24 protein-coding genes and 2 pseudogenes are annotated in these 23,831 nt (G+C 73.3%); 14 read left to right on the forward strand and 12 right to left on the reverse strand.

Annotation, left to right across the window (positions count from 1 at the left end):
• The first annotated feature begins 86 nt into the window (after window positions 1-86).
• Window positions 87-497, forward strand: coding sequence for an organic hydroperoxide resistance protein (locus tag DRB96_RS07330; protein WP_112447686.1), 411 nt, complete (start codon window positions 87-89; stop codon window positions 495-497).
• Window positions 498-539: 42 nt separating this feature from the next.
• Here DRB96_RS07330 and alc read toward each other — a convergent pair whose 3' ends face one another.
• Window positions 540-1,679, reverse strand: a complete 1,140-nt coding sequence (alc, locus tag DRB96_RS07335) for an allantoicase (protein WP_112447687.1) — start codon at window positions 1,677-1,679, stop codon at window positions 540-542.
• Between the two features lie 274 nt (window positions 1,680-1,953).
• Here alc and DRB96_RS43710 point away from each other — a divergent pair, with 274 nt between their 5' ends.
• A complete protein-coding gene (locus tag DRB96_RS43710; protein WP_204357666.1) occupies window positions 1,954-2,910 on the forward strand; it encodes a hypothetical protein in 957 nt (318 codons plus the stop codon).
• Between the two features lie 87 nt (window positions 2,911-2,997).
• The gene (locus DRB96_RS07345) at window positions 2,998-3,588 is read left to right on the forward strand and encodes a hypothetical protein (protein WP_112447688.1); all 591 of its coding nucleotides are present in this window, start codon (window positions 2,998-3,000) and stop codon (window positions 3,586-3,588) included.
• A 71-nt stretch (window positions 3,589-3,659) separates the two neighbouring features.
• Here the strand turns inward: DRB96_RS07345 and DRB96_RS07350 are convergent, their stop codons facing one another.
• Window positions 3,660-4,424, reverse strand: coding sequence for a dienelactone hydrolase family protein (locus DRB96_RS07350; RefSeq protein WP_112447689.1), 765 nt, complete (start codon window positions 4,422-4,424; stop codon window positions 3,660-3,662).
• Window positions 4,425-4,537: 113 nt separating this feature from the next.
• On the opposite strand from DRB96_RS07350, the gene DRB96_RS07355 reads away from it, so the two are divergent.
• Window positions 4,538-5,731 carry a cytochrome P450 gene (locus DRB96_RS07355; RefSeq protein ID WP_112447690.1) on the forward strand — a complete coding sequence of 398 codons (1,194 nt, stop codon included), beginning with the start codon at window positions 4,538-4,540 and terminating at the stop codon, window positions 5,729-5,731.
• Between the two features lie 38 nt (window positions 5,732-5,769).
• On the opposite strand, the gene DRB96_RS07360 is transcribed toward DRB96_RS07355, so the two are convergent.
• Window positions 5,770-6,147 (reverse strand): VOC family protein, encoded by a 378-nt coding sequence (locus tag DRB96_RS07360; RefSeq protein WP_112447691.1) that lies wholly within the window; start codon window positions 6,145-6,147, stop codon window positions 5,770-5,772.
• A gap of 142 nt (window positions 6,148-6,289) precedes the next feature.
• Here DRB96_RS07360 and DRB96_RS07365 point away from each other — a divergent pair, with 142 nt between their 5' ends.
• Window positions 6,290-6,844: a hypothetical protein gene (locus DRB96_RS07365; protein WP_112447692.1), complete on the forward strand. Its 555-nt coding sequence runs from the start codon at window positions 6,290-6,292 to the stop codon at window positions 6,842-6,844.
• Window positions 6,845-6,860: 16 nt separating this feature from the next.
• On the opposite strand, the gene DRB96_RS07370 is transcribed toward DRB96_RS07365, so the two are convergent.
• Window positions 6,861-7,445: a YdeI/OmpD-associated family protein gene (locus DRB96_RS07370; RefSeq protein WP_112447693.1), complete on the reverse strand. Its 585-nt coding sequence runs from the start codon at window positions 7,443-7,445 to the stop codon at window positions 6,861-6,863.
• Window positions 7,446-7,561: 116 nt separating this feature from the next.
• Between DRB96_RS07370 and DRB96_RS07375 the strand changes: the two genes are divergently transcribed.
• A complete protein-coding gene (locus tag DRB96_RS07375) occupies window positions 7,562-7,918 on the forward strand; it encodes a hypothetical protein (RefSeq protein WP_112447694.1) in 357 nt (118 codons plus the stop codon).
• A 104-nt stretch (window positions 7,919-8,022) separates the two neighbouring features.
• Here DRB96_RS07375 and DRB96_RS07380 read toward each other — a convergent pair whose 3' ends face one another.
• From DRB96_RS07380 to DRB96_RS07395, 3 genes and pseudogenes are all read right to left on the reverse strand, one after another.
• Entirely contained in the window at window positions 8,023-8,208 is a 186-nt protein-coding gene (locus tag DRB96_RS07380) for a DUF6381 family protein (protein ID WP_162689005.1), read from the reverse strand.
• Between the two features lie 150 nt (window positions 8,209-8,358).
• Window positions 8,359-8,718, reverse strand: a pseudogene (locus tag DRB96_RS07385) (HPP family protein); the annotation flags it as partial.
• Window positions 8,719-8,923: 205 nt separating this feature from the next.
• On the reverse strand, window positions 8,924-9,802 hold the full coding sequence (locus DRB96_RS07395) for an ABC transporter substrate-binding protein (protein WP_239517708.1): 879 nt from the start codon (window positions 9,800-9,802) through the stop codon (window positions 8,924-8,926).
• A gap of 423 nt (window positions 9,803-10,225) precedes the next feature.
• On the opposite strand from DRB96_RS07395, the gene DRB96_RS07400 reads away from it, so the two are divergent.
• Entirely contained in the window at window positions 10,226-11,305 is a 1,080-nt protein-coding gene (locus DRB96_RS07400) for a LacI family DNA-binding transcriptional regulator (protein ID WP_112447696.1), read from the forward strand.
• 123 nt (window positions 11,306-11,428) lie between these two features.
• On the opposite strand, the pseudogene DRB96_RS07405 reads toward DRB96_RS07400, so the two are convergent.
• Window positions 11,429-12,157: pseudogene (locus DRB96_RS07405) on the reverse strand (glycoside hydrolase family 6 protein); the annotation flags it as partial.
• 19 nt (window positions 12,158-12,176) lie between these two features.
• Between DRB96_RS07405 and DRB96_RS07410 the strand changes: the two are divergent.
• On the forward strand, window positions 12,177-12,989 hold the full coding sequence (locus DRB96_RS07410; RefSeq protein WP_112447697.1) for an alpha/beta fold hydrolase: 813 nt from the start codon (window positions 12,177-12,179) through the stop codon (window positions 12,987-12,989).
• 283 nt (window positions 12,990-13,272) lie between these two features.
• On the forward strand, window positions 13,273-13,473 hold the full coding sequence (locus DRB96_RS07415; RefSeq protein WP_112447698.1) for a hypothetical protein: 201 nt from the start codon (window positions 13,273-13,275) through the stop codon (window positions 13,471-13,473).
• A 92-nt stretch (window positions 13,474-13,565) separates the two neighbouring features.
• On the opposite strand, the gene DRB96_RS07420 is transcribed toward DRB96_RS07415, so the two are convergent.
• Complete coding sequence (locus DRB96_RS07420) at window positions 13,566-14,795, reverse strand: serine hydrolase domain-containing protein (RefSeq protein ID WP_112447699.1); 1,230 nt, start codon at window positions 14,793-14,795, stop codon at window positions 13,566-13,568.
• Between the two features lie 147 nt (window positions 14,796-14,942).
• Here DRB96_RS07420 and DRB96_RS07425 point away from each other — a divergent pair, with 147 nt between their 5' ends.
• Both DRB96_RS07425 and DRB96_RS07430 read left to right on the forward strand, forming a co-directional pair.
• Window positions 14,943-15,719: a MerR family transcriptional regulator gene (locus DRB96_RS07425; protein ID WP_112447700.1), complete on the forward strand. Its 777-nt coding sequence runs from the start codon at window positions 14,943-14,945 to the stop codon at window positions 15,717-15,719.
• 121 nt (window positions 15,720-15,840) lie between these two features.
• Window positions 15,841-16,503 carry a lysophospholipid acyltransferase family protein gene (locus DRB96_RS07430; RefSeq protein WP_112447701.1) on the forward strand — a complete coding sequence of 221 codons (663 nt, stop codon included), beginning with the start codon at window positions 15,841-15,843 and terminating at the stop codon, window positions 16,501-16,503.
• Between the two features lie 69 nt (window positions 16,504-16,572).
• Here the strand turns inward: DRB96_RS07430 and DRB96_RS07435 are convergent, their stop codons facing one another.
• Both DRB96_RS07435 and DRB96_RS07440 read right to left on the reverse strand, forming a co-directional pair.
• Window positions 16,573-16,797, reverse strand: a complete 225-nt coding sequence (locus DRB96_RS07435) for a hypothetical protein (RefSeq protein ID WP_112447702.1) — start codon at window positions 16,795-16,797, stop codon at window positions 16,573-16,575.
• Between the two features lie 134 nt (window positions 16,798-16,931).
• Entirely contained in the window at window positions 16,932-17,855 is a 924-nt protein-coding gene (locus tag DRB96_RS07440; protein WP_112447703.1) for a LysR family transcriptional regulator, read from the reverse strand.
• 105 nt (window positions 17,856-17,960) lie between these two features.
• On the opposite strand from DRB96_RS07440, the gene DRB96_RS07445 reads away from it, so the two are divergent.
• From DRB96_RS07445 to DRB96_RS07455, 3 genes are all read left to right on the forward strand, one after another.
• Window positions 17,961-18,566: an alpha/beta hydrolase gene (locus DRB96_RS07445; RefSeq protein WP_112447704.1), complete on the forward strand. Its 606-nt coding sequence runs from the start codon at window positions 17,961-17,963 to the stop codon at window positions 18,564-18,566.
• Between the two features lie 100 nt (window positions 18,567-18,666).
• Window positions 18,667-19,896, forward strand: a complete 1,230-nt coding sequence (locus DRB96_RS07450; RefSeq protein ID WP_112447705.1) for a serine hydrolase domain-containing protein — start codon at window positions 18,667-18,669, stop codon at window positions 19,894-19,896.
• 393 nt (window positions 19,897-20,289) lie between these two features.
• The gene (locus DRB96_RS07455; protein ID WP_204357668.1) at window positions 20,290-21,495 is read left to right on the forward strand and encodes a hypothetical protein; all 1,206 of its coding nucleotides are present in this window, start codon (window positions 20,290-20,292) and stop codon (window positions 21,493-21,495) included.
• Window positions 21,496-21,509: 14 nt separating this feature from the next.
• On the opposite strand, the gene helR is transcribed toward DRB96_RS07455, so the two are convergent.
• Complete coding sequence (gene helR, locus DRB96_RS07460; RefSeq protein WP_112447706.1) at window positions 21,510-23,678, reverse strand: RNA polymerase recycling motor ATPase HelR; 2,169 nt, start codon at window positions 23,676-23,678, stop codon at window positions 21,510-21,512.
• Between the last annotated feature and the right edge of the window lie 153 nt (window positions 23,679-23,831).

Below are 23,831 nucleotides of genomic sequence, written 5' to 3' on the forward strand. Positions count from 1 at the left end.
GTGCACAACTTAATTGTGTGCAATATTGATGGGGCAGGGCCGACGACCGACGGCCCCGCCTCCGCCCTGTGAGAGGAACACCCGAGATGGACGCGATCTACACCGCTGTCGCCACCGCCAACGGCCGCGAAGGCCGCGCCGTCAGCTCCGACGGCCAGATCGACCTCGCGCTGGCCATGCCCCCGGCCCTCGGCGGGAACGGCCTGGGCACCAACCCCGAGCAGCTCTTCGCCGCCGGGTACTCCGCCTGCTTCGCCAGCGCCCTCGGCCTGGTCGGCCGGCAGGCCAAGGTCGACACCAGCGAGGTCTCGGTCACCGCGGAGGTCTCCATCGGCAAGGACGGCGCGGGCTTCGGGCTGGCCGTCGTCCTGCGCGTGGAGCTCCCCGACTCCCTGGCCGGCGAGACCGGCAGCCTGCTGGTCAAGCAGGCCCACGAGGTCTGCCCCTACTCCCGGGCCACCCGCGGCAACATCCCCGTCGAGCTCGTCGTCGAGTAGTAAGGCCCCTTCCCGGTGCCGCCGGAGCGACCGCGCCCACCCTCACCCCGCCGTGCCCGACGCACGAGCGGCGCGGGCGGTGAGCGCGGCCGCTCCGGCGTTCGTCAGGTTCCCGTGCAGGCGCAGCCTGGCGATCCCGCCGTCCGGGTGGACGTCGAGCCGGGTGTGGGTGGCGAGCACCGGCGCCGCGAGCGGCAGCCGGTGCGGGCTGTCGGGCTGCAGCCGGGTGGGCGGGACGACCTGCGTCCAGCCGCCGTCCGCGCCGTCCTTGCCGTCCTCGCCGTCCCTGACGGACAGTGACACCCAACCGGCCGCGTTCCCCTTCAGGTTGGCCGTGTCCACCTCCACCGCGCGGATCTCGCACTGCCCGGCCAGCCGGTACGCGATCCAGTCGTTGCCCTTGTCGCGGCGCCGGCGCGTCTCCCAGCCGTCGTCCTGCTTCTGGGACAGCCCCGGCATGACGGTGTTCCCGGGCGAGGAGTAGAAGCCGTCCGAGGCGTGCTCCACGACGCCGCCGTTGACGACGCAGGCCACGTCCACCGTGCCGAGCAGGGCCAGCCACACGGGATCGGGCAGCACTTCGCCGTGGACCCGCAGGCGCGCGATGCCGCCGTCGGGATGCTGGTTGATCCGCAGGTGCGTCCAGCGGCGCCCGGAGCCGACGGCGATGCCGTTGGCGGCGTGGCCGCGCACCGCCGTGCGCGGCACGATCTCCTCCCAGGCGTCCGCCCGTTCGAGGAGCTCGGCGACCGAGGGCGTCCCTTCGAAAGCTGCGGCCCACACGCTCACCTGCTGCGGAAAGTTCCCGCGGAAGTGCGCGGTGTCGACGACGATCCCGCGGATGATGCCCGGTGCGCCGAGGCGGATCAGTGCCCAGTCGTGGTCGGAGTCCGCCGGGAACGGCTCGTCCGCGCCCGCCCCGCGTCGGCGTCGGGTCTCCCAACCGTCCATGACCTTGCCCTTGTTCCCGTAGTCGTGGACGTCGAAGACGGCCGGCGCGCGGAGCAGGAGGTTCTCGCGCTCCGCGAAGAACTCGTCGTTGGCGGCGACGACTCCCGCGCCGAGCCGGCGGTCGGCGAGATCGGTGAGGTGGGAGAAGGGGAAGACGGCTCCCCGGTAGTCGGCGTACGGGTCGCCCGAGACGTAGGGGGCGGCATGGGTTCCGGTGGTCGTGGGGCGCATGTGCGAAGACCTTCTTCCTTGGTTCGTAAGGGAGTTGGGGTGCTTGGTGCTGTGCCTCGACTCTCGCCCCTCCTAACTGCCCAGGTCCATCGAATGTTTTCGAACCTTCCTTTCAGTAGCACTGAAAGGTGCAGGTCGGGCGACCCGCCCGGAGCGTCCCCCCGGCGCCACCTCGGGCCCCGGATCGACCTTCGCGGAGATCTCCACCCCCGCGGACTGCGGTACCGGACTCATCTCCGGCGGCGGGATCAACCAGGCCATCGGCACCGGCACGGTGTCGAACGGCAAGCACGTCAACGGCACCGCGCCGCGCCCCGACGGCAGTACGGAGTACACCGGTTCGACCGGTGTCGTCGGCACCGACGTGACTCACTGGCTCGGCCTCTGCGGCAGCGGGGGCGCGGTGGACGCCGCGTTCTCCACCACCCCGTACGCCATCTGCTTCACGAGCAGCCTGATCAACCACACCCAGGTGGTGATGAACAAGGTCTCCGGCCCCGGCCCGGCCTCCACGGTCGGCCTCGTCACCGCCACCTGCCCGGCCGGCACCCGCCTCCTCGGGGGCGGCGCCCGCACCACGCCCGCGGAGGTCGGCAGCCCCAAGCCGATCGCCTCCTTCCCCACCTTCCGCACCTTCACCAACGCCGGCCACGACTACGGGCAGAAGGCGGCCGCGGACGGGGAGACCAACCCGGACTCCTGGACCGCGGTCGGCTGGAACGGCGGCACCGGCAACGGCGGCCCCCTGCTGCGCGGCGGCGACGGCGGCGGACCGACCGGCGGGAACGGCGGCCAAGGCGGCGGACCCGAGGGCTCCGGCGCCGACGGCGCCGGCGGTACCCAGACGGCGCCCGGCCCCGGGATCCGCACCTCCCCGCTCGGCGGGCCGGGAGGCAACGCGAGCGCATCGACGAGAACACCAGCCTGCCCAACCCGGGCAGCGGCGGCACCGGGGGCAACGGCGCCCACGGCGGCAACGGTGGCGGAGGCGGTGGCTGGTTCGGCGGTGGCGGCGGCTCCGGCGGCGGCAACCCCGGCAACCTCTACGGCGCGGGCGGTGGCGGCGGCAGCGGCCACGCGGCCCCGGCCGAGGCCGGAGTCTCCGCGGCCTCCCTGCCGGCCAGCGTCCAGCGCGGCGAAGGCAAGGCCGTCCTCTCCTTCCGGCACGGGACGTCGACCGCGCTCACCGCGGACACCACCACACCGCTGTTCGGTCACGCCGTCGCCCTGACCGCGACCGTGGACTCCGCCGACCCCCTCGCCGGCACCCCGGCGGGCAGCGTCACCTTCACAGACGGGAACCCCCCCGCTCGCGACCGTGCCGCTCGACGCAGGACGGGCCCGTCTCACCACGAGCGCCCTGCGCCCCGGGGCCCATCGGATCAGCGCCTCGTACACCCCGGACGCCGGACGCGAGGCCAGTGCCACGGGCCAACCGACCGGTGTCACCGTCGGGTTCAGCGCGCCCTGCATCACGACGGCGGCCCGGGGGCCGCTGACCGTGGCCGCCGGACAGTCGCTCTGCATCGCGGCCGGCGGCAGCCGGACCGGCCCGGTCACCGTCCGGCCGGGCGGCGCCCTGTCCGTGTCCGGCGGGCGCCTCACCGGCCCGGTGTCCTCGGACGGGGCCCTCGCCCTTTCCCTCTGCGGATCGACGCTGACCGGCCCGCTCACCGTCCGCGGCACCACCGGCTCCGTGCTGATCGGCTCGGATCCCGCCGAGGGCCCGGGGTCGCCGGACTGCGCGGGCGACACCCTCACCGGTCCGGTCTCCCTGGAAGCCAACACCGGAGGCATCGGCTTCTCGGCGAACCGGGTCAGCGGCCCGCTGCGCTGCGAGGCCGACGACCCGGCGCCGCGCGTCAGCGGCACCACCGTGACCGGACCCCGGTCCGGCCAGTGCCGGTGACGGCCGAAGCCCCGTAGCGCGGGGCGGCGGGGCGGGGAGGCGTCCGAGACGCCTCCCCGCCCCCTCCCGCGTCAGAACGTACGGTCCAGCAGGGCGAACAGCTCCGCCCAGTGCCGCTCGTCGCCGGCCGCGTCGTAGGTGGACGTGTCGGCCAGGGTGAAGCCGTGCGGAGCACCCTCGTACACCTCGGCGCGGTGGCGGACCCCGGCCTCGGTGAGGGCCTTCTCCAGCAGGTCGATCTGCTCGGCCGGCAGCGAGGGGTCCTGGTCCGCGTGGCCGAAGTACAGCTCGGCCGTCACCGCGGACGCGAGCAGGTGCGGGCTGTCCGCCGCGCCGGTGGCCAGGAGGCCGCCGTGGAAGCCGGCCGCCGCCGCCACCCGCCGCGGATACGTGCCCGCCGTGAGCAGGGCCAGCCGAGCCCCCAGGCAGTACCCCGTGATCCCCACCGGCCCGGCGGCCGCGCCCGGGAAGTCCGCGAGCCAGTCCAGGTACGCCCCGGCGTCGCGCATGGCGAGCTCGGGCGTCAGCGAGTCGAGCGCCGGGCCGACCCGCTCGAAGAGCTCCGGCTGCCGGCGGAAGTCGACGAACTCGGGGAGTTCGAAGACCGGCGTCCGCCCGTGGCGGTAGAAGAGGTTGGGCAGCAGTACGACGTAGCCGGCCGCGGCGATCCGGTCCGCCATCGACTTGATGTGCGGACGCACCCCCAGGGCGTTCATGTACAGCAGTATCCCCGGATACGTGCCGTCGCCTTCGGGCCGGGCCAAGTAGGCATCGGCGGTGCCGTCCTGAGTGGCGATCTCCACGGATGTCCGGACTACCTCGCGCGCGGTGGTCATGGCCGTCCCCCTTCTCGTATGGCGGAGCCGCAGACTACCGTGATCGCCGGGTCGTCCCAGAGTGTCCTGAAACCGCCCTCACCCGGTCCCGACCGCCGTTCTACTGTGGTCCGATGCCAGTAGTGGACATCAGTGCCAGCGCCGAGGACTTCAACGCCGACCCGTATCCCTACTACGCGAGACTGCGCGAAGCCGGACCCGTCCACCAGGTCATCGTCACGGCCGACGAGTACGAGCCGAGCTGGCTCGTCGTCGGCCACGACGAGGCGCGCCAGGCGCTCAACCACCCCGCCCTGTCGAAGGACTGGCGCAGTTCGGGGCACTTCCCGGACGCCCTCGTCACCGCCGTGAACGCCAACATGCTGGAATCCGACCCGCCGCACCACACGCGGCTGCGCCGACTGGTCGCACGGGAGTTCACCGCCCGACGCATGGAGGGCATGCGCACCCGCGTCCAGCAGATCACCGACGGGCTGCTCGACGGGATGGCCGCCCGGCCCGAGCGCACCGCCGACCTGATCGACGCGTTCGCGTTCCCCCTGCCGATGACCGTGATCTGCGAACTGCTCGGCGTCCCGGACCTGGACCGCGAACGCTTCCGCCACTGGTCCAACGCGGTCGTCTCACCCGCCCCCGGCACCCCGGACAACACCGCGCACCGACAGCTCGGCGGCTACCTCACGGAGCTCATCGAGGCCAAGGCCAAGGACCCCGGCGAGGACCTGCTGAGCGCGCTGATCCGGACCCGCGACGAGGACGGCGACTCGCTCTCCTCCGACGAAGTGGTCGGAATGGCCTTCCTGCTGCTGGTGGCGGGCCACGAGACCACCGTCAACCTGATAGCCAACGGCGTACGGGCCCTGCTCGCCCACCCGGAGCAACTGGCGGCGCTGCGCGGCGACTTCGACGGGCTGCTCGACGGGGCGGTCGAGGAGATGCTCCGCTACGACGGCCCCGTGCAGCACTCCACCTACCGCTACGCCCGCGAGGCCCTGGACCTGGGCGACACCACCATCCCCGCCGGGGCGACCGTCCTGGTCTCCCTGGCCGGCGCCGACCGCGACCCCGCGCGCTTCGCGGAGCCCGACACCTTCGACATCAGGCGCACCCCGCAGGGCCACCTGGCCTTCGGTCACGGCCTGCACTTCTGCATCGGAGCCCCGCTGGCCCGCATGGAGGGCCGCACGGCGATCCGCTCCCTGCTCGAACGCTTCCCCGCCCTGTCCGAAGCCCCGACGGCGGGCCCGCCGCCCTGGCTGCGGGGAAGCCTGATGCGCGGCGTGAGCCGCCTCCCGCTGCGCTGGTAGCCGGGCCCGCCCGTCCGCCCCGTCCGCCCGTACGAGTATCAGAGCGCCTTGATGCGGGCCTTGAGCAGGCAGAACTCATTGCCCTCGGGGTCGGCCAGGACATGCCACTGCTCGTCCCCGGACTGGCCGATGTCGGCCCGCCGGGCGCCGAGCTTCAGGAGGCGTTCGAGCTCGGCGTCCTGGTCGCGGTCGGTGGGGTTGACGTCGATGTGCAGCCGGGACTTGCCCGGCTCCGGCTCGTCCCGGACGCTGAAGAAGATCGTGGGCTGCGGACCGCCGAAACCTTCCTCCGTCCCGATCTCCACGCAGCCCTCCTCGCGGCCGACCACGACGAAGCCCAGGACCTCGCACCAGAACTGCGCCAGCAGTTCGGGGTCGCGGCAACCGAACACGAGCTCACCGATGCGACATGCCATGAAGAAACCTGCTCTCAGTCGGCGGACCGCCGGGGCCGCGCGCGCGGCTCACGAGCTCCCGGCAGCGAAAACAACTCCGCGACCGTATCGGACGGGGCAGGCAGGAGAAAGATCTTTTCCGAGACGGCCCAGCCTCGATCCCATGGACACCACCTCGGACCGCGTCCCCGCGGGCGGAGACCCGGCCTGCCATCTCCACCTGCTGTGCCCCGTCTGCGGGGCGGTCGCCTCGGAGCGGCTCGCGCCCTGCTGTATCCGGTACGCCGGGCCGGTCCGCCATCCACGGCTCGGGGTGCTGCGGGCGGACGCGGAGGGCCGGCTGGTCGGCGGGATCGACATCGATCCCGCGGTCCGGTCGGCCGCCGCCGACGGGGACGGGCACTGCGAGGTGACGATCGCCCCCGGCGCGTCCGGGGCCGAGCCGGGCGACCTCGACGGCGCGGCGGCGCACGTCCGCCGGGTCCTCGATGTCCTAGAGGCCCTCAAGGACTTCGCCCTCGCGCACGCGCCCGCGGACTGGCGCCGCTCCTGCGAAGCGGCGGGGGAACCCCTCCTGCGGGAGCGGCTGTTCCTCGGCGGGCTCGACGTGCTTTCGCCGGAGGCCATCGACGTCGCCTTCGCCTGCGGGGGCCTCGGCACGCTGCTCGTCCGAGTGGACGGCTCCGGCCGCGGCCGGGAGGTTCGGCCGGTGCCGTGAGCGCGCGGTGTCCGCCTCAGTCGGCGGCGCCCCGCGCGAGGAGGCGTACGGCCCTGGCCAGGCGGGTCCGGCGGACCTCCGGGGTGAGGGCCTGGAGCAGGGGGAGGACGACGAGGTAGCGCCCGGTCCGGTCGAGGGCCTCGAAGGCCTCGCGGGCCGCCGGCTCCGCCGCCAGCGCCTCGGTGACGTCGGGCGGCACCTCCGCCGTCCGCTGCGAGGCGTAGGCGACCGCCCAGCGGCCGTCCTCCTGCGCCTTGCGCACCTCGGCGAGGCCCGGCTCCCGCATGCGGCCCATGGCCGTCAGCTCCGCGACCTTGTCCACATTGACCTGCGACCACAGGCTCCGGGGCCTGCGCGGCACGTACTTCTGCAGGTAGTACCGCTCGTCCAGGGACCGGCGCTGCCCGGAGATCCAGCCGTAGCAGAGCCCGATGTCGACCAGTTCGTCCGAGGAGACCGACGCGATCCCCGACGCCTTCTTCGCCAGCCTGACCCACACGCCCTCGTGCAGGGTGTGGTGCCCGGCCAGCCAGTCCTCGAAGGCCGCGGCATCCGCGAAGGGGATCACCTGTACGCCGTCCAGCTCGTCCAGCTCGTCCATGCGGCCAGACTAAGCGGCCTCGGGGACCGGGAGGGCCCCGCGGGTACGGGATAATGATCGACGGTGCGGGCCCGGTTCGCGCCGCAGGACCGGAACGACCCGAGATGGAGCCACCGATGGACGTACGCCACTTCGAGCGGATCACCGCCTTCATCGAGGCGCGGCTCACCCCGCTCTTCGCCGAGGAGACGGGCAGCGACAGCGGCTTCGCCATGGACGACACCTCCCGCGCCCTGCGCGCGCTGCGCAACGCGGCGCTGGAGGCCTCCGTCGCCAAGGGGCTCATCGGGCAGCGGGCGACCGCGGAGCCGGCGGTCCGCCGGGTCATCGACCAGGCGGTCGAGCACCACTGGGACGTGCTGCGCGGCATCGCCCGCCAGTGGGAGGACCACGCCGACTTCGCGCGCGAGTTCAAGCGCCACGCCTGGGAGCTGGACGAGGCTCCCGCCGCGGCCGCCGCCGCAGCCTCGTAACGCCCCTTCGGTCTACGCCGTGTTCGTGGGCGCGCCCGGGAAGCCGTCCGCAGGCAGTCGGCGGCGGGTCCGGCGGGGGCCCGGCGCAGGCCGGGCCGGGCGGCCTACCGCAGGTCCATGCCCGGGTCGTCGATGACGCGCTCCTGCTCGCTCTGCTCCTGCAGGCGGCGGGCCTTGTCCCGCAGCCGCCGGCTCTCCTCCGGGTCGGCCGACCGCGCGGCGGCCTCGTTCAGTTCCTGGGCCTTGTCGCGCAGCTGCCGGGACCGGCCGTGGGATTCGCCTGCACTCATGATCACTCCTGGGCGCCGTGGGGGGAGGGCGAGCGCAATCCAGCGAACCAGCCGGACGCCGTGCGCGCATCTCGAGCCGTCACCCACGGTGAGCGGCCTCGCAGCCGGACTTCGCCGCCGCACTCGCCGCCAGTACGCGGGATACCTCGGCGCCTTGCGCCGCACGCGGGAGGCGGCCCACCCGGTGAGGACGATCAGGACGGTCGAACCGAACAGCAGGGGGACGAACCGCTCCGCCACCGGGGTCCGCAGTACGACGACGACGGCCGTGGCGCAGGCGGGCGAATGCGGGGTCCGCGCGAGCATGACCAGCGCCAGCGTGACCCGGCGGCCACGGCGGCGGGCCCATGCGCTGCTCCCGGCGACGGCCGGCACCCCGTAGCCCACGGCGGCTCCCAGCATGTGGCCGATGACGACCCCGCGGGGCTGCGCCAGCGGCAGCGTGGGGGCGCTGTGCACCAGGGCGGCGCCGGCGGCCAGGGGCGGTATGAGGATCGGCTCGTGGAGCAGGGCAGGGGCAGGGGCGGGTCAGGGCGGGCTGGAGCTGGGGCGGTCAGGCCGCAGCGGCGGTCCGGAGCGCGGCTTCCGCGGCGAAGCCAGGGGGGCCTCGGGCCAGGTCATCGCGTCCTCGCTGCTCTTCCAGCTCGGCTTCACCCGGCCCATCCACTCGGCCAGACGGCACAGGTGGTCCAGGTTTGCGCCGGCGGCCAGGAGCTCAGTGGCCTCGGCGCCGATGGTGGCCGCGCGCTTGGGCAGGTAGCTTGCCCGTCAGTTCGCCCTTCGCCGCCGCCACGGCGGTGTCCCACGCCTTCTTCACGCCCGGGCTGTTCTCGTAGTCCAGCTCGCCCTTGGTGTTCGCGTACTGCACGGGCTGGCTGGAGATCACCGCGTTGAACAGGCCGCTGGCGGAGTCGTGGAAGGCGGTCCCGGCCGGGGCGTTCTTCTTGTACGCCTCGCCGGTCTCGATGAACTTCGCCCAGTCGCCCGCCCAGAGCCCCGCGACCTCGGTGCGGTCCGTCGGGAGCTTGGCCTGGGCGAAGAGGTCCTTGTTGTAGCAGATGGCCATCGGGCCGATGTCCGTGCCGAGGCCGATGACCTTGCCGTCGCCCGTGGTGGCCTGCTTGACCTTCCAGTCGAGGAACGCGCCGAGGTCGGCGCCGCCCGTCGTGCCGAGGTCGGTCCACTTGTCCGCCATGGCGGGACCGGTCGCCTCCGCGATGTAGCCCACCTCCAGGGCCTGGATGTCCGCGAGCCCGCTGTCGCGCGAGAGCCGCAGCTTGAGCGTGTCCCAGTACTTCTGGCCGTCCGCGACGTTCGACTCTTCGATCTTGATGTTCGGGTGGGTCTTCTCGTACTCGGCGTAGAGCTTGGCCCCGGTCGCGTCGTCGTAGCCGAAGGAACCGAAGGTGCCGATCCGCAGCGTGATCTGCTCGCCGCCCGCCGCGCCGCCGTCCGCGGCGCCGCTGTCGCCGTCGCTGCCGCAGCCGGTGAGCAGGGCGGTGCCGGTCGCCACGACGGCGACCGCCGCGATCACGGTTCGGCGTCCCTGTCCGGGTCCGCGTCCGCCTCCGTGTCTGCTGCTGGAAGTGCGCATGCCACTCTCCTCGTCCAAGGTGGTGCTCTTTGTGTGACAGGCGATCCAGCGGGCTGTTCGCGGCTCGGCGAGGGCCCGCCAGGACCCGATGTGAAGGTTGTTCTCGACCACAAGAGTGGGAGCGCTCCCACGTCGTTGCCGGAAGGTTGCTGCTTGGTGGGGGTGAGTGTCAAGAGAGGAACGTGAATTCCTCGCGCGGAGGGATGGGGCGTACGCCGGGCCCCTGCCGCGCCCCGCCCCGTCGGGCGGTGATCGCGGTCGTGGCGTCGCGAGGTGATCAGAGGTAGCGTGGGAGCGCTCCCACTTCCTCGGTCGGCGTAACGTGTTCCGCGGAGGACGGGGGCGGGATCCACCGTCCTACCTGATCAGCCGACCGGGCCGGCTCGTACGGGCTCGTCCCGGCGGGTACCGGCGCGGAGCGCGATGTCGCACGAGGGGAGTTCGAGAGTCGTGAGCGGACGGCAGAACGGCAGGCCCACCCTGGAAGAGGTCGCGGCCCTGGCCGGCGTCGGCCGGGGCACGGTCTCCCGGGTCATCAACGGCTCGCCACGGGTGAGCGAGCAGGCCAAGGAAGCCGTCGCGCGTGCCGTAGCCGAGCTCGGCTACGTACCCAACCAGGCGGCCAGGGCGCTGGCCGGCAGCCGGACCGACGCGGTCGCCCTCGTCATCCCGGAGACCGAGGCCCGGCTCTTCTCGGAGCCCTACTTCCTCGACCTGATCCGAGGGGTCAGCGCCGAGCTCGCCGAAGCCGACAAGCAGCTGCTGCTCACCCTGGTCCGGACCGAGGCGGAGCGGCAGCGCTTCGAACACTATCTGGCCGCCCAGCGGGTCGACGGCGTACTGCTGGCGTCCGTCCACGGGGACGACCCGCTGCCCGACCGGATCGCCGAGCTGGGCCTGCCGGTCGTCATGAACGGCCGGCGCTCCGAGGCCGAGCCCGTCGACTACGTGGACTCCGACAACATCGGCGCGGGCCGGGCGGCCGTCGCCCACCTCGTGGGGCGGGGCAGGGGCAGGATCGCGACCATCAGCGGGCCGCTCGACATGTACGTGGCCCGGGCGCGCCTGGGCGGCTACCGCGCGGGGCTCGCCGAGGCGGGCATCGCGCCGGACGAGTCGCTCGTGGCGACCGGGGACTTCACCGAGGAGGGCGGCCGGCTGGCGATGCGCGAGCTGCTGGAGCGCGCCCCCGGCCTGGACGCGGTCTTCGCCGCCTCCGACGTGATGGCGGCCGGCGCGCGCGGTGTGCTGCGCGAGGCCGGACGCCGGGTCCCCGAGGACGTCGCCCTCGTCGGGGTCGACGACTCGACGGTGGCCCGCCTGATGGACCCGCCCCTGACCAGCGTGCGCCAGCCGATCGAGGAGATGGGCCGCACGATGACGCGGCTGCTGCTCGAGAAGATCGGGGAGGTCGCGGCGACCGGTTCCGCGACGGCGCGCGGGAAGGGCGAGGAGACCCGCCGGGTCCTCCCGACGGAACTGATCGTGCGGGACTCTTCCTGAGCGGGGCCTGAGCGTGGCCTGGACAGGGCCTGGACGGGGCCCGACCCGGGGCCCGACCCGGGGCCCGGAGCCGCGGGGGGTCCGGAGACTCCCCACGGCGCCGGGCTGCTCACCTGCCGCGCGTCACAGCGCCGGGTGGGCGTTCTTCATGAGCTCCTGGAACTGTGCCGAGAACCACTGGCCCGAGAGCGGCGCGTTCGGGAGGGACCCCGACATGCCGTTGCGCGCGTTGCGCGCGTTGCCCGTGTACGCCGGGTCGCACCTCCGGTCGAAGCCCTTGCCCTCGTTGTTCGGGATCTCCTTGCTCGCGCCGTCCGACTCGCCCGGCGGCTTGATCCACACGTACGCGTCGATGCCCGCGGCCGGCGCCGCCTGGGGCCTCTCGCCGAGCCCGGCCCCCGACTGGTTGCACCAGTTGCCGAGGTGGATGCGCCGGTCGTAGCGGCCGCCGTCGACGTACGTGTCCACGCTCGTCTGGGCGCCGGGTCCGGCCGGCCGGGCCGTGCCGCCCCAGCCGTTGCGGGAGGTGTCGATCAGCATGCCGAGGCTGGCGTCGAAGCCCAGGGAGACCAGCTTGCCCCGCATGGCCTGGGCGTAGGAGAGCTCGTCCGTGTACCGGTTCCAGTCCACCCACTTCGACTGGCGTACGGACGTCCCGTTGACGGAGTCCTCGATCCTGAAGTGGTCCTCCTTCAGTGCGCTGTAGTTGGCCGTGTTGACGATGAACCCGTGCACGTCGGCGAGCCTGGCGCCCTCGGCCGTGGCGGCCTGCTTGAACATCTCCGCGGAGGCGCCGAAGTTGTCGTCCCAGCCGAGCCAGCCGTGGTGGCCGGCGTCCACGTAGTTGTAGAGCTGTGATCGAATCGGGGGCATGACGACCGAGTTGATCCCCGTCGCCGGGGGAAGCCGCATCTGGGCCGAGAAGGCGGGGGACGGCCCGCCGCTCGTCCTGCTCCACGGATCGGTTCACGACAGCCGCCTGTGGAACGGTGTCTTCGCCGCGCTGGCACGGCACCACACCGTGGTTCGTTACGACGCCAGGGGGCATGGGCGCTCGACGCTTCCGACCGCGCCGTTCCGCTACGAGGACGACCTGTTGGCGGTCCTGGACCGGTTCGACTTCCGGACCGCGGGTCTCGTCGGCCTGAGCATGGGAGGCGAGGTCGCGCTCGATTTCACCCTGGAACACCCCGAGCGGGTCCGGTCGCTGACGCTGATCGCGGCGTCCGCCGGCGGGCACGCGTGGCCCCGGAGTCCTGAGACGGATGCGTACGCTGCGGCGTGTCGTGGATCGGCCGGCGGCCGCATCGCGGAGCTGGAGCTCGCGCTCTGGGCGAGTCTGGGCGACCGGGCCCCGGGCTTCGAGGTCATCGAGCCCATGGTGCGGGAGAACGCCGAAACCGGAGTCGCCGCCGAGAAGGGACACGCGCTCGACCCGGCCGAGGCCGCTGTCGACCGTCTGGACCGGATCGAGGTGCCGACGACGGTGGTCGTCGGCGATCACGACCACCCGGAGATCGGCGTCATCGCCGGGCGTCTCGCCGACGGCATCCCCGGCGCACGGCTGGAGGTGGTCGCCGATGCCGATCACTACCTGCCGCTGCGGGCTCCCGGGCCGCTTCTCCAACTCCTCCTCCGTTCCGGGGAGTTCGCGGACCATCGCGGGGCTCGTTCGAACGAATGACGGGGGACCGGTCTGCCGGCCCGGGGTCGGGCAGCGGAGAAACCGTCCGTGGGTCCGAGACCTCCGCCCGGTACCGGTCGGGCAGCCGGCACCGCACGAGGAGGGCCCGGCGTACCGGGTCGCCCGCCGGTGCGGCAACAGCTCCGCGGTGAGGGCGGTGAGGGCGTTCCGGCTCGGTTCGGCCAATCGGCTGGCTCTCGGTCCGGCCCGGCCGTGCGCCGGGACAGGCGGGCGACACCTCTCTAGGTTCTGTTGTGCCCATTGCCCCTCGAAAGGTGGATCCATGCGTTCCGTTCGCTCCGCGCTCTCCGTCGTCGCCGCCGGTGTCATCATCCTCGGCGGTGCCTCGGTCGCCGCTGCCGATGTGACCGTCAACGCTCCCTCCGAGACGTCTTACACCTTCGTCTTCGGCGACTGGACGCAGTTCGCCGCCGATGACGTCTTCAACGCGGGCCTCAACAACACGGTGGGGTCCAACAACTGAGCAGCTCCGGCTGCCTGCTTCCCGGTCCTCGGGCACCGTCTGGTGCCCGAGGACCGGGGGACGCCGGCGGCCACGGCCGGCCGAGTCCGTCGTCAGTCGTCGATGGCCTGGTAGAGCGTGTTCCAGAAGTCGTGGATGAGCCGCGGTGAGTCCGGGGTGGACATCCCGACCTGGGTGAGCAGGACTCCGGTGAGCCGGTTCTCCGGGTCGGCGTAGGCGGTGGTGCCGGTACCGCCGTCCCAGCCGAACTGGCCGACGGGCGCGTAGCCGCCGCGATGCGTGCGTACCGCCGTCCCGAATCCCCAGCCCCCGTGCAGTCCCTGGCCGGCCGTCATGTGGGCGATGTTCCCGTACATCGTGTCCCGGGCGGCCTGCTGTCCGGGCGTGAGGCGGTTGGTGGTCATCAGCTCGACGGCGGCCCGGGACAGGATCCGTTCGCTGCCGTGCAGGCCGTGGTTCAGCAGCATCCTGAAGTAGGCGTGGTAGTCGTCGACGGTGGAGACCAGTCCGCCGCCGGCGCCCTGGAAGGCCGGAGGCCGGCTCGTCCTTCCGCCTTCCGCCTCGTCCCACACGAGGAACTCCCCGGTCTGCGGATCGGGCCCGTAGAGGGGCGGCAGCCGGTCGATCTTGCCGACGGGCACGTGGAAGGCGGTGTCCTCCATCCCCAGCGGATCGAGGACGCGTTCGCGCAGGAACGTCTCCAGCGGCTCGCCCGCGACCCTGGCGACCAGTACGCCGGCCACCTCGTTGGCGAGGTCGTACTGCCAGCGCTCACCGGGCTGGTAGGAGAGCGGCAGTTCGCCGAGGCGGCGCATCCACTCGTCCGGCTCGGGCGCCGGCCCGGACGCCACGCTGTAGTCGAGGCGCTCGAAGGTCGCGGCCCTGATCGGGGAGTCCATCAGCTCGAAATCCAGGCCGAGCCCGAACGTGGAGGTCAGCAGGTCCCGTACGGTGATCGGCCGCCGGGCCGGCACGGTGTCGTCCAGCGGGCCGTCGGGCCGCTTCAGCACGCGGCGGCCGGCGAGTTCGGGCAGCCACGGGTCCACCGGGTCGTCCAGCCGCAGTCGGCACTCGTCGAGCAGGACCATCGCCGCCGCCATCGTGACCGGCTTGGACGTGGACGCCATCCGGAAGATCGTGTCCCGGCGCATCGGCGCGCCACCGTCGTGGCGCATCGTCCCGAGCGCTTCGACGTGCGTCCGGCCACCGCGGCCGACCAGGGCGACGAGCCCGGGAATCCTCTTGGACTCGACGTGCCGTGCCAGTACGTCGTGCAGCTTGCGCAGCCCGGCTTCGGAGAAGCCGCTGTTGCTCGTTCCCATCATGAATCCCCTTGTCCCCTTGTCCCCTGGTGCACTTGTCCGCCGTGGTCGATCCCGCGGCGGCCGTGCGAGGAGCCTGTACCTTGACCCAAGGTGAAGGTCAACACCGGTCGTGGTGGTGGACCGGAACGGAGAGGTGCCGTGCCGATGGCGGGCGGGCTCACGATCGGTCAGGCGGCGGCGTTCGTCGGCGTCACGATCAAGACGGTGCGGCACTACCACCGGCTCGGCCTGGTCGCCGAGCCGGGCCGCGACCGTTCCGGCTACCGGCGATACGGGTCCGCCGACCTGCTCCGGATGGTCCAGGTCCGGACCCTGGCCGGAGCCGGCGTGCCGCTGGCCGAGATCGGTGACCTGCTCGATGCCGATCCCGAGCGGTTCGCCGCCGCCCTGGACGACGTCCGCCGACGGCTCACCGAACGGATCGAGGACCTGACCGGGCGCCGCGACACGCTGCACCGGCTCGCCCACGGCAACCGGGTCCTGCTGCCCGACCGGGCCTGCGCGGTCTTGGACCGACTCGCCGATCTCGGCTTCGGTCCCGACTACGTGGCCGGCCAACGGGAGGCCCTGGTCCTGGCCCGGGCGCTGGTTCCGGAGGTCTTCGACAGCTTCCTGGCCCGGCTCGAACACTCCCTCGACGACCCGGAGCACGTCGAGCTGACCAAGCGCGGCTGGGAGGCGCGGTCCTGGGATCCGGACGACCCGCGGATCGAGGAGCTGGCGTCCGCGCTGACCGGCAAGCTGCTGACGCACCGCGCGCTGCTGGAGATGCCGGCAGGGTTTCGGAACCACTCCGACGCCGCCTCGCGGTACGGAGTGGTCAACCACCACCGGGAGGACCAGGCACCGTCCATCGCCCGGTTGAACACGCTGGTCGAGGCGAACCTGCGCGCCGCCGGCATCGCCGTCCCGCGTCAGTGACGGCCGCCCGGCGTACCGGGCACTACCCAGGCCGGGTTGAGTACGGCGACTCATGCCTGGGCCGCCCCTCGCCGACACCCTGGGGACACGAAGTCCGCACACCCCGGAGGTACGAGCTCCCGTGATCAGCCGCATCGCCACCACCCTGGCCCAAGTGTTCGGGCGCATGACCGTCACGGCGGACGCCGCCGGGCCGATCGCGGGCGGGACCGTCCTCGTCGCCAACCACACCAGCCTGGCGGACCCGGTCGTCGTGGTCGCCGCGCTGCGCCGGCTCGGAGTCGAGCCGGTGGTCATGGCCGCGGCCGGGCTCTGGCGGGTCCCGGTGCTCGGGGGCGCGCTCGCCCGCGAAGGGCACATTCCGGTCCGCCGGGGCACGTCCCGCGCGGCCGAGGCCCTCGACGCAGCCGCCGGGGCGCTGGCCGCGGGGCGGTGCGTACTGATCTACGGGGAAGGCGCGATCCCCGTGCGCAGGGACTCGGGGGAGGCCGCGCCCCTGCCCTTCCGCAGCGGTCTGGCCCGGCTGGCCCGGACCCCGGGCGCGCCCGTCAGGCCGGTCGGCCAGGCGGGCGCCCGCCGCATCAGCTCGGGCACGACGGCCAAGCAGATCGCCGGAGTCCTCACGGCCCCGGCCCGCCGCCCGCGCGTACACGTCCACGTCGGCGCGCCCCTGATCCTGCCCGAGCACCTCGCGGAGGCGACGGCCGTGGCCCACGGAGCGGTCACCGCGGCCTGGTGGACGGCGGTGACCGGTCTCAGGGGGTCCCGCACGGATCGGGCCTGACCGCTGCCGCCCGGCACCGCGTCTCACTGCCCGCTGCCGCCCGGCACCGCGCGGCACCGCGCGGAGCGGTCAGAGCCAGACACCGTCCCCCAGCGGGAGCGCGTCGGGGTAGTCCTGCCCCCAGCCGCTGCCCATCGCGACGACGGCGCCGCTGGGCCAGCAGCCGTTGCACGAGCCCAGCGGAGCGCGGGAGTCGGTCTGGACGGCGGCCGGGGACGCCTGCGCGGACAGGCCCACGAGGGCGGCGGAGAAGGCGAGCGCGAGCGCCGCGCGGGAGAGGGAGTGCTTCGTCATACGGGGATGCTCTCAGGCCCGGGAGGCGGAAGACACGGTTCAGCCCGGGGGATACGGACGGGCCGCGGTCTCGCGGCGCCGGCCCGGCCGCCGGCCATCCGGCCGCCCGGTCGTCCGGCCGCCCCGTCATCCGGTCATCCGGCGGCCGCTGCCCGCAGGTGCTCCAGGACGGAGGTCAGGACCGGGTCGTCGTCGGATCCGGCGCGGACGGCCGCGAACACGTGCCGGGTGGGCGCCGGGCCGGCGGGCGAGCGCAGGACGAGGCCGGGGCGGTGGAGCGGCTGGACGAGTCTCGGGACGAGCGCGACGCCCATGCCCGCCTCGACGAGGGCGGCGAGCGAGGTCCAGTCGTTGACGGCGTGGCGGATGTCGGGGGTGAAGCCGTTCGCGGCGCACAGGGACCGGGTGATCGCCCCGCAGCAGCTGCCGGGATCACCTGCGATCCAGGGATCGGCCGCGAGGTCCCGTAGCGACACGTGCTCCTGGCCCGCGCACGGGTGGCCCAGGGGAAGGGCCAGGTCCAGGGTGTCGGCCAGCAGGTCGACCCGGCTGTAGCGGCGGTCGGTGTGCGGCGGCGCTGCGGCGAAGTCCACGGCCACGGCGATGTCCACCTCTCCGCCGTCGAGACGGGTGAAGAGGTCCGGCGGCTCCCCCTCGACGACCATGACGCGGACGTCCGGGTGGTGCTCGGACAACCGGCGCAGCGCGGCCGGCAGCAGCCCGGTGATGGCGCTGGAGAAGGCGCCGATCGTCACGGCTCCGCGCCGGCCCTCCTGCCAGGCGGCGAGATCGGCGCGCGCCCGTTCCCACTGCGCGGCGATCGTGGCGGCGTGCTCCAGCAGCACGCGTGCCTGGCCGGTCAGCCGGACCCCGCGCCCCTCGCGCTCGATCAGCGCGACGCCGACCTCCCGGGACAGGGCGGCCACCTGCTGCGAGACGGCGGACGGCGTCAGCCGCAGGGCCTCAGCCGTACGCGCCAGACTGCCGCGGCGGTCCAGCTCCCGCAGCACAGCCAATCTGCGCAGGTCGACGGTGAAGGCGTTCCTTACCTGTTCCATCCGGAAAGATTAACTGGACCTGCATTCCCGGCCATGCCCACAATCACCTCGGGCCGCCCGTCGGGCGGCGCCCGGACCCCTTCCCACGGACAGTGAAAAGAGACCATGAACCGGACTTCGACCGGGCGGGGCTTCCTGCTGCTGCACGGATGGCAGAACCGCCGCCCCGCCGGACACTGGCAGCACTGGCTGGCCGGCCGGCTCACCGAGCTGGGGCACGCGGTCGACTACCCCCAACTCCCCGCTCCGGACCGGCCCGATCCGGAGCGCTGGCTGTCCGAACTGCGCACCCGGCTGGACGGGCCGCGCGCGGAGCGGTACACCGTCGTCTGCCACAGCCTGGCCTGCCTGCTGTGGCTGCGCGCGGCGGCCCGCGACGCCGTACCGGTCCCCGTCGACCAGGTGCTCCTCGTCGCCCCGCCGTCCTCGGGCTTCCTGGAACAGAACCCGGAGATCGCGGGATTCGCCGCTCCCGAGGTGACGCCCGCACAACTCGCGGCGGCCGCCGGGTACACGCGGCTCGTCGCCGGGGACGACGATCCCTGCTGCCCGGAAGGCGCGGCGGCCGCGTACGCGGCGCCCCTCGGCCTGCCGGTCGACGTCCTGTCGGGCGGCGGCCACCTGGGCATGGACGCGGGCTACGGAGCCTGGCCGTCGCTCCTCGACTGGTGTCTCGATCCGGCGGCCGACGCCCCGATCCGGCACGCCTGAGGGGGAGGCCGCGGCCGCGGCCGGCTCGCCGCGCGACCGTGCCGGGGCGGGCCTAGGCTGGTCCTGTTGCCTGGGTCCGCGGACGACAGGAGACCTTGCCGTGAATCCAACCCACGTCCGGCTGCGCCGGGCCGGCGCGGCCGCCGTCGCGGTCGGCCTGCTCATCGCCCCGGTGGCCGCGGGCTCCGCGTACGGAGCCACCGCACCCGCCCCGTCCACTTCCGCCGCCCCGTCCCCGGACGCCGATACGGGCTTCGTGGAGCTCACGCCCGCCGTCGCGGCGCAACTGGACGCGGCCGTGCGCCAGGTCATGCGCGATACGAAGGTGCCGGGCGTGACCGTCGGGCTGTGGGCCCCCGGCAAGGGCAGCTACGTGAAGGCCTTCGGCGTCGCGGACAAGGCGACCGGCGCGCCGATGAAGACGGACCTCCACGTCCGCATCGGCAGCGAGACCAAGACGTTCACGGTCACCGCCCTCCTCCAACTGGTCGATCAGGGGAAGGTCGGCCTGGACGACCCGATCGGCACGTACATCCCGGGCGTTCCGAACGGGGACCTCATCACCCTGCGCGAACTGGCGGGCATGCGCAGCGGGCTCTTCAACTACAGCGAAGACGCGGACTTCATCAAGAAGCTCCAAGCCGATCCGGAACAGAGCATCGCGCCGCGGCAGTTGCTCGACTACTCCTTCAAGCACCCGGTGCAGTTCGCGCCCGGCGCGGAGTTCGACTACTCCAACACCAACCTGGTCCTGCTCGGCCTGGTGATCGAGAAGATCACCGGCAGGCCGCTCCACGAGGTCATCAAGCAGGACGTCCTGGAACCGGCGGGCCTGCGCAGCACCGTCTTCCCCACCAGCGCCGCCCTGCCGGAACCGTACGCGCACGGCTACACGGACCAGACGGCCTCGGGCAAGACCGTGGACTCGACCCACTGGAACCCCTCCTGGGCCTTCGCCGCCGGAGCGATGATCTCCGACCTGGAGGACCTGCGCAGCTGGGCGCGCACCCTCGCCACCGGGACGCTGCTCAAGCCCGCGACCCAGGCCGAACGGCTGAAGACCACCCCGATGAACATCCCGGGCGACGGCTACGGGCTGGGCATCTTCAACATCCAGGGCTGGATCGGCCACAACGGCTCGATCCCCGGGTACGAGGTCCTGCCCGTCTACCTGCCCGAGGCACAGGCGACGATGGTCATCCTCCTCAACACCGACAGCCAGACCGACGGCCAGGAGCCCAGCACGCTCTTCGGCGAGGCGGTCACCGGCATCGTGACCCCCGGCCACGTCTACCCCGGCCACGAACCCCTCGCCACCAAAACCGACTGACGGCGCAACCGCCGACAGCCGACCGGCGACCTGGAGACGAAGCCGGAGACGGAGACGGGCTGACATCGACGACCGCCCACCGGCCGGCCCGCGACCGCGGGCCGAAGGTCATCTCCCCGCCGAGCGGATGCTCCGGCCCTCCGCGCCCGGCCGGACGAGCGTCCGCAGATCGGGCGGCCCCACGTACCGGTAGCTCCGTACGGGCGAGTTCACGCGGGCCAACCTATTCTCCGGTCCGGGAGGGGATCACGGTCACGGCCCCCGTGAGTGCCCTGTCAGCGGCGGCTCGTACGCTCATGGCCAGGGGATTCACCGGATGAGTGGTCGAGGCGGGGGACATCGAATGGCACACCGGCGTACGGCGGTACCGGCATTGGCCGGAGGCTGCTGCTCGTGGCGCTCCTGTGGTGGGCCGGGGCGAGTGCGCACGCGCTGCACCTGCGGGGTGCGTCCGGGGCGATCGGCGACCGGGCCACCGCCGAGCTGGACCGCTGGCTCATCCCGTGGTCGTACGATCCTCCGCCCGTGCTCAACCTCGGCACGGACCTGCCCGGGGAGACCGGAGGAGCCGCGGGGACGGGGAGCGCCCGCTACCTCGGGCTGTACACCACCTCGCTCCAGATCCGGTTCGCCGCGCTCTTCGCCTTCTTCGTACCCGGGGCGATGCTCCTGATCCGCGGACTGCCGCCGGTGCGCGGCCGGACGGCGGCCGCGCTGCTCGCGGTGTGGGCCTGGGGCCTGGTCGCCGGGACCCTGGCGATGGCCGTCTCGGCGCCCTGGATGATCGCCTCGTTCGGGCACGGCAGCTATCGCTTCCTGCCCCAGCTGGCGAGCGTGATCGACTCCGGGCGGCAGGTCCTCGTGGCCACCTCGCTGGTCGCGGCCGCGGTGACCGTGGTCGTGGCGCGCGCCGCGCTCAAGGGGGCCGACCGTCCGGCCCCATCCCAGGTCCCATCCCAGGTCCCATCCCAGGTCCCGGCCCAGGTCCCGGCCCGGGCCCCGGCCCTGAACGCGGTGCCCGCACGGTCCGCCCGGATGGCCGCCACGGTCGGGACCGCCGTGATCGCCTTGTCCCTGCTGGTGCTCTCGTACCACCCGGTCGCCGCCGAGATACAGACGGTCTCCCCGGGCGCCGGGCTGCTCGCCGATCCGGGCGACCTGCTGCGCCAGTGGCTGCTGCTCGGCGCCTGGGACAGCCCGGCGGGCGTGCCGCTCGGTGACTGGCTCCTGGCCAGGACCGCGGACGTGCTGCTGCTCGCCGTGGTGTGGTGGGCTCTGCGCGCACTGCCCGCGCTGCTCACCCGTGCCACCGTCCCGGCGATGGCGGTGGGCGCGGTCTGCGCGACCGTCCTCGGGCTGCTGGCCGTCCAGCTGCTACGGGTCGCCACGGACGGGACGGGCACCCGGTGGGGGCTGCTGCCGCTGTTCGCCGGCATCGGCGGCGGCGTCCCGGCGGCGCTGACCTTCGGCCTGGCGGCGGGAGCCGCGGCCGCCGTGACCCTACGGCTGGGCGCGTCCCGGACGGAGCCTGCGGAAGCGGCCCCGGAAGCGGCCCCGGAAGCGGCCGCCGCCCCGGGGCGCGGAGCAGCCCCGGGGTGATACCGGCGTCGGCGTCAGGGGCTCGTGAGGACGACGAGCCGCTGGGTCGCGCGGGTCATCGCGACGTAGCGGTCGACGGCTCCCTCGATGCCCTCGCCGAAGGTCTCCGGGTCGATCAGGACGACCAGGTCGAACTCGAGCCCCTTCGTCAGCTCCGGCGTCAGTGACCGGACGCGTGAGGTCTCCGGGAGCTTCCCGCCCCCGGCGCCGTCGCTGCTGATCACGCAGGCGACCCCCTCCGCATGGGCGGCGAGCCACCCGTCGAGGACGGGCTCCAGGTCCGCGGTCGACCCGTACGCGACGGGGATGCCGCTGCTGCGGATGGACGTCGGTACGTTGGCGTCCGGGAGCGCGGCGCGGATCACCAGCTCGGCCTCCGCCATCACCTCTTCGGGCGTGCGGTAGTTGATGCCGAGCGAGGCCACCTCGATCCGGTCGAGCCCGACCCGCTCCAGGCGTTCGTGCCACGACTCCGTGAACCCGTGCCGGGCCTGCGCGCGGTCGCCGACGATGGTGAAGCTCCGCGACGGGCAGCGCAGCAGGAGCATCTGCCACTCGGCGTCGGTCAGTTCCTGGGCCTCGTCCACGATGACGTGGGCGAACGGGCCCGCGAGCAGGTCCGGTTCGCCGCCGGGCAGCGCGCTCTCGTCGATCAGGGCGTCCTGCATGTCCCTCCCCTGCAGCATCCCCATCGCGCCCTCGTCCTCGGTGATCTGGGTGTCCTGGAGCAGGCGGTCGATGACGTCGGCCCTGCGCGCCCGCTCGGCGGCGACGGCGGCTTCGTGCCGACGCTTGCGCCGTGACGCCTCCGGGTCGCCGAGCCGCTGCCGTGCCGCGTCCAGGAGCGGCAGGTCCGACACCGTCCAGGCCTGCGCGTCCGCGCGCCGCAGCGCGCGGACCTCGTCGGGGGCGAGCCAGGGAGCGCACTTGCGCAGGTAGGCGGGCACCGACCACAGATCTCCGACGAGGTCGGCCGCCTCCAGCATCGGCCACGCGCGGTTGAGCGTCGTGATCAGCTCCCGGTCCTGCAGCAGGGACCTCCGCAGCAGCTGGGGCGAGACGCCGCTGTCGTCCCTGTCCATCAGGATCGCGAGCAGCTCCTCCCGGACCTGGTCGCGCGCCTCGTTGTGCGGAGTGCCCGGTTCCACCGCCTCGAACGCCGCCGCCCAGTCTTCGGGGCCGAGCCAGATGTCGGTCCAGTGGCTGGAGACCGTGATCCCCTCGGTGGGCGGCTCCTCATAGAGGGCGACGGCCGCCTCGATCGCCCGTACCAGGCCGGCGGAGGACTTCAGCCGCGCCACGTCCGGATCGCTCTCGATCACCGCGCCGGCCCCCTCCGCGACGAGGTCGCGCAGGGTGCAGGTCTGCACGCCCTCCTCGCCGAGGCTCGGCAGCACGTCGGCGACGTACGCCAGGTAGGGCTGGTGCGGACCGACGAACAGCACGCCGCCCTTGCGGTGGCCGAGGCGCGGGTCCGCGTAGAGGAGATGGGCGGCGCGGTGCAGGGCGACGACGGTCTTGCCCGTGCCCGGACCGCCGTCGACGACGAGGGCGCCGCGGGACCCGGCGCGGATGACCGCGTCCTGATCGGCCTGGATGGTGGCGAGCACGTCGCGCATGCGGGCCGACCGGTTGCCGCCCAGGCTGGCGATGAACGCGGACTGGTCGTCGAGCGCCGCGTGCCCCTCGAGCCCGTCGGCGGTGAACACCTCGTCCCAGTAGTCGCTGATCCGGCCGCGCGTCCAGCGGTACCTGCGGCGGCTCGCCATGCCCATCGGCTTGGCGTGCGTCGCCGCGAAGAACGGCTCGGCGGCGGGGGAGCGCCAGTCGAGCAGCAGCCGGCGCCCCGTGCTGTCGGTGAGTCCGAGGCGGCCGATGTAGACGGGCTCGGAGTCGTCCGCCGGGACGATGTGCCCCAGGCACAGGTCCAGGCCGAAGCGGCGCAGGGTGCGCAGGCGACTGCTCAGGCGGTGGATCTCCGCGTCGCGGTCCATCGCCTCCCGGCCGACGCCGCCGGGCGCCTTGCGCGTGGCCTCGAGCCGGTCGGACAGTTCGGCGATGGACTGTTCGAGGCTCTCGGAGATGGCGGCGAAATGCTGCTCGTCCCGGCCGGTCAGGGCCGGGTCGGCCTTGGGGGAGAGGTGGTCGGGAAGGTCGAACGCACTGGTGGTCACGGTGGTCATGCATCAGCTCCGATCCGAGGTCGCCGCCATGACGGTGGCGGCGTGCGCACCCGTGTTCCGGTACGGGTGCCGGCCTCGGCCCGCGATTCTGCCCGAGCCCGGGGGCCTTGCCGCAAGCCCCCCTGTGCGCTATAAATTGAGAGTGGCGAAGAG

This window comes from Streptomyces sp. ICC1 (assembly GCF_003287935.1).
Classification (GTDB): domain Bacteria; phylum Actinomycetota; class Actinomycetes; order Streptomycetales; family Streptomycetaceae; genus Streptomyces; species Streptomyces tritrimontium.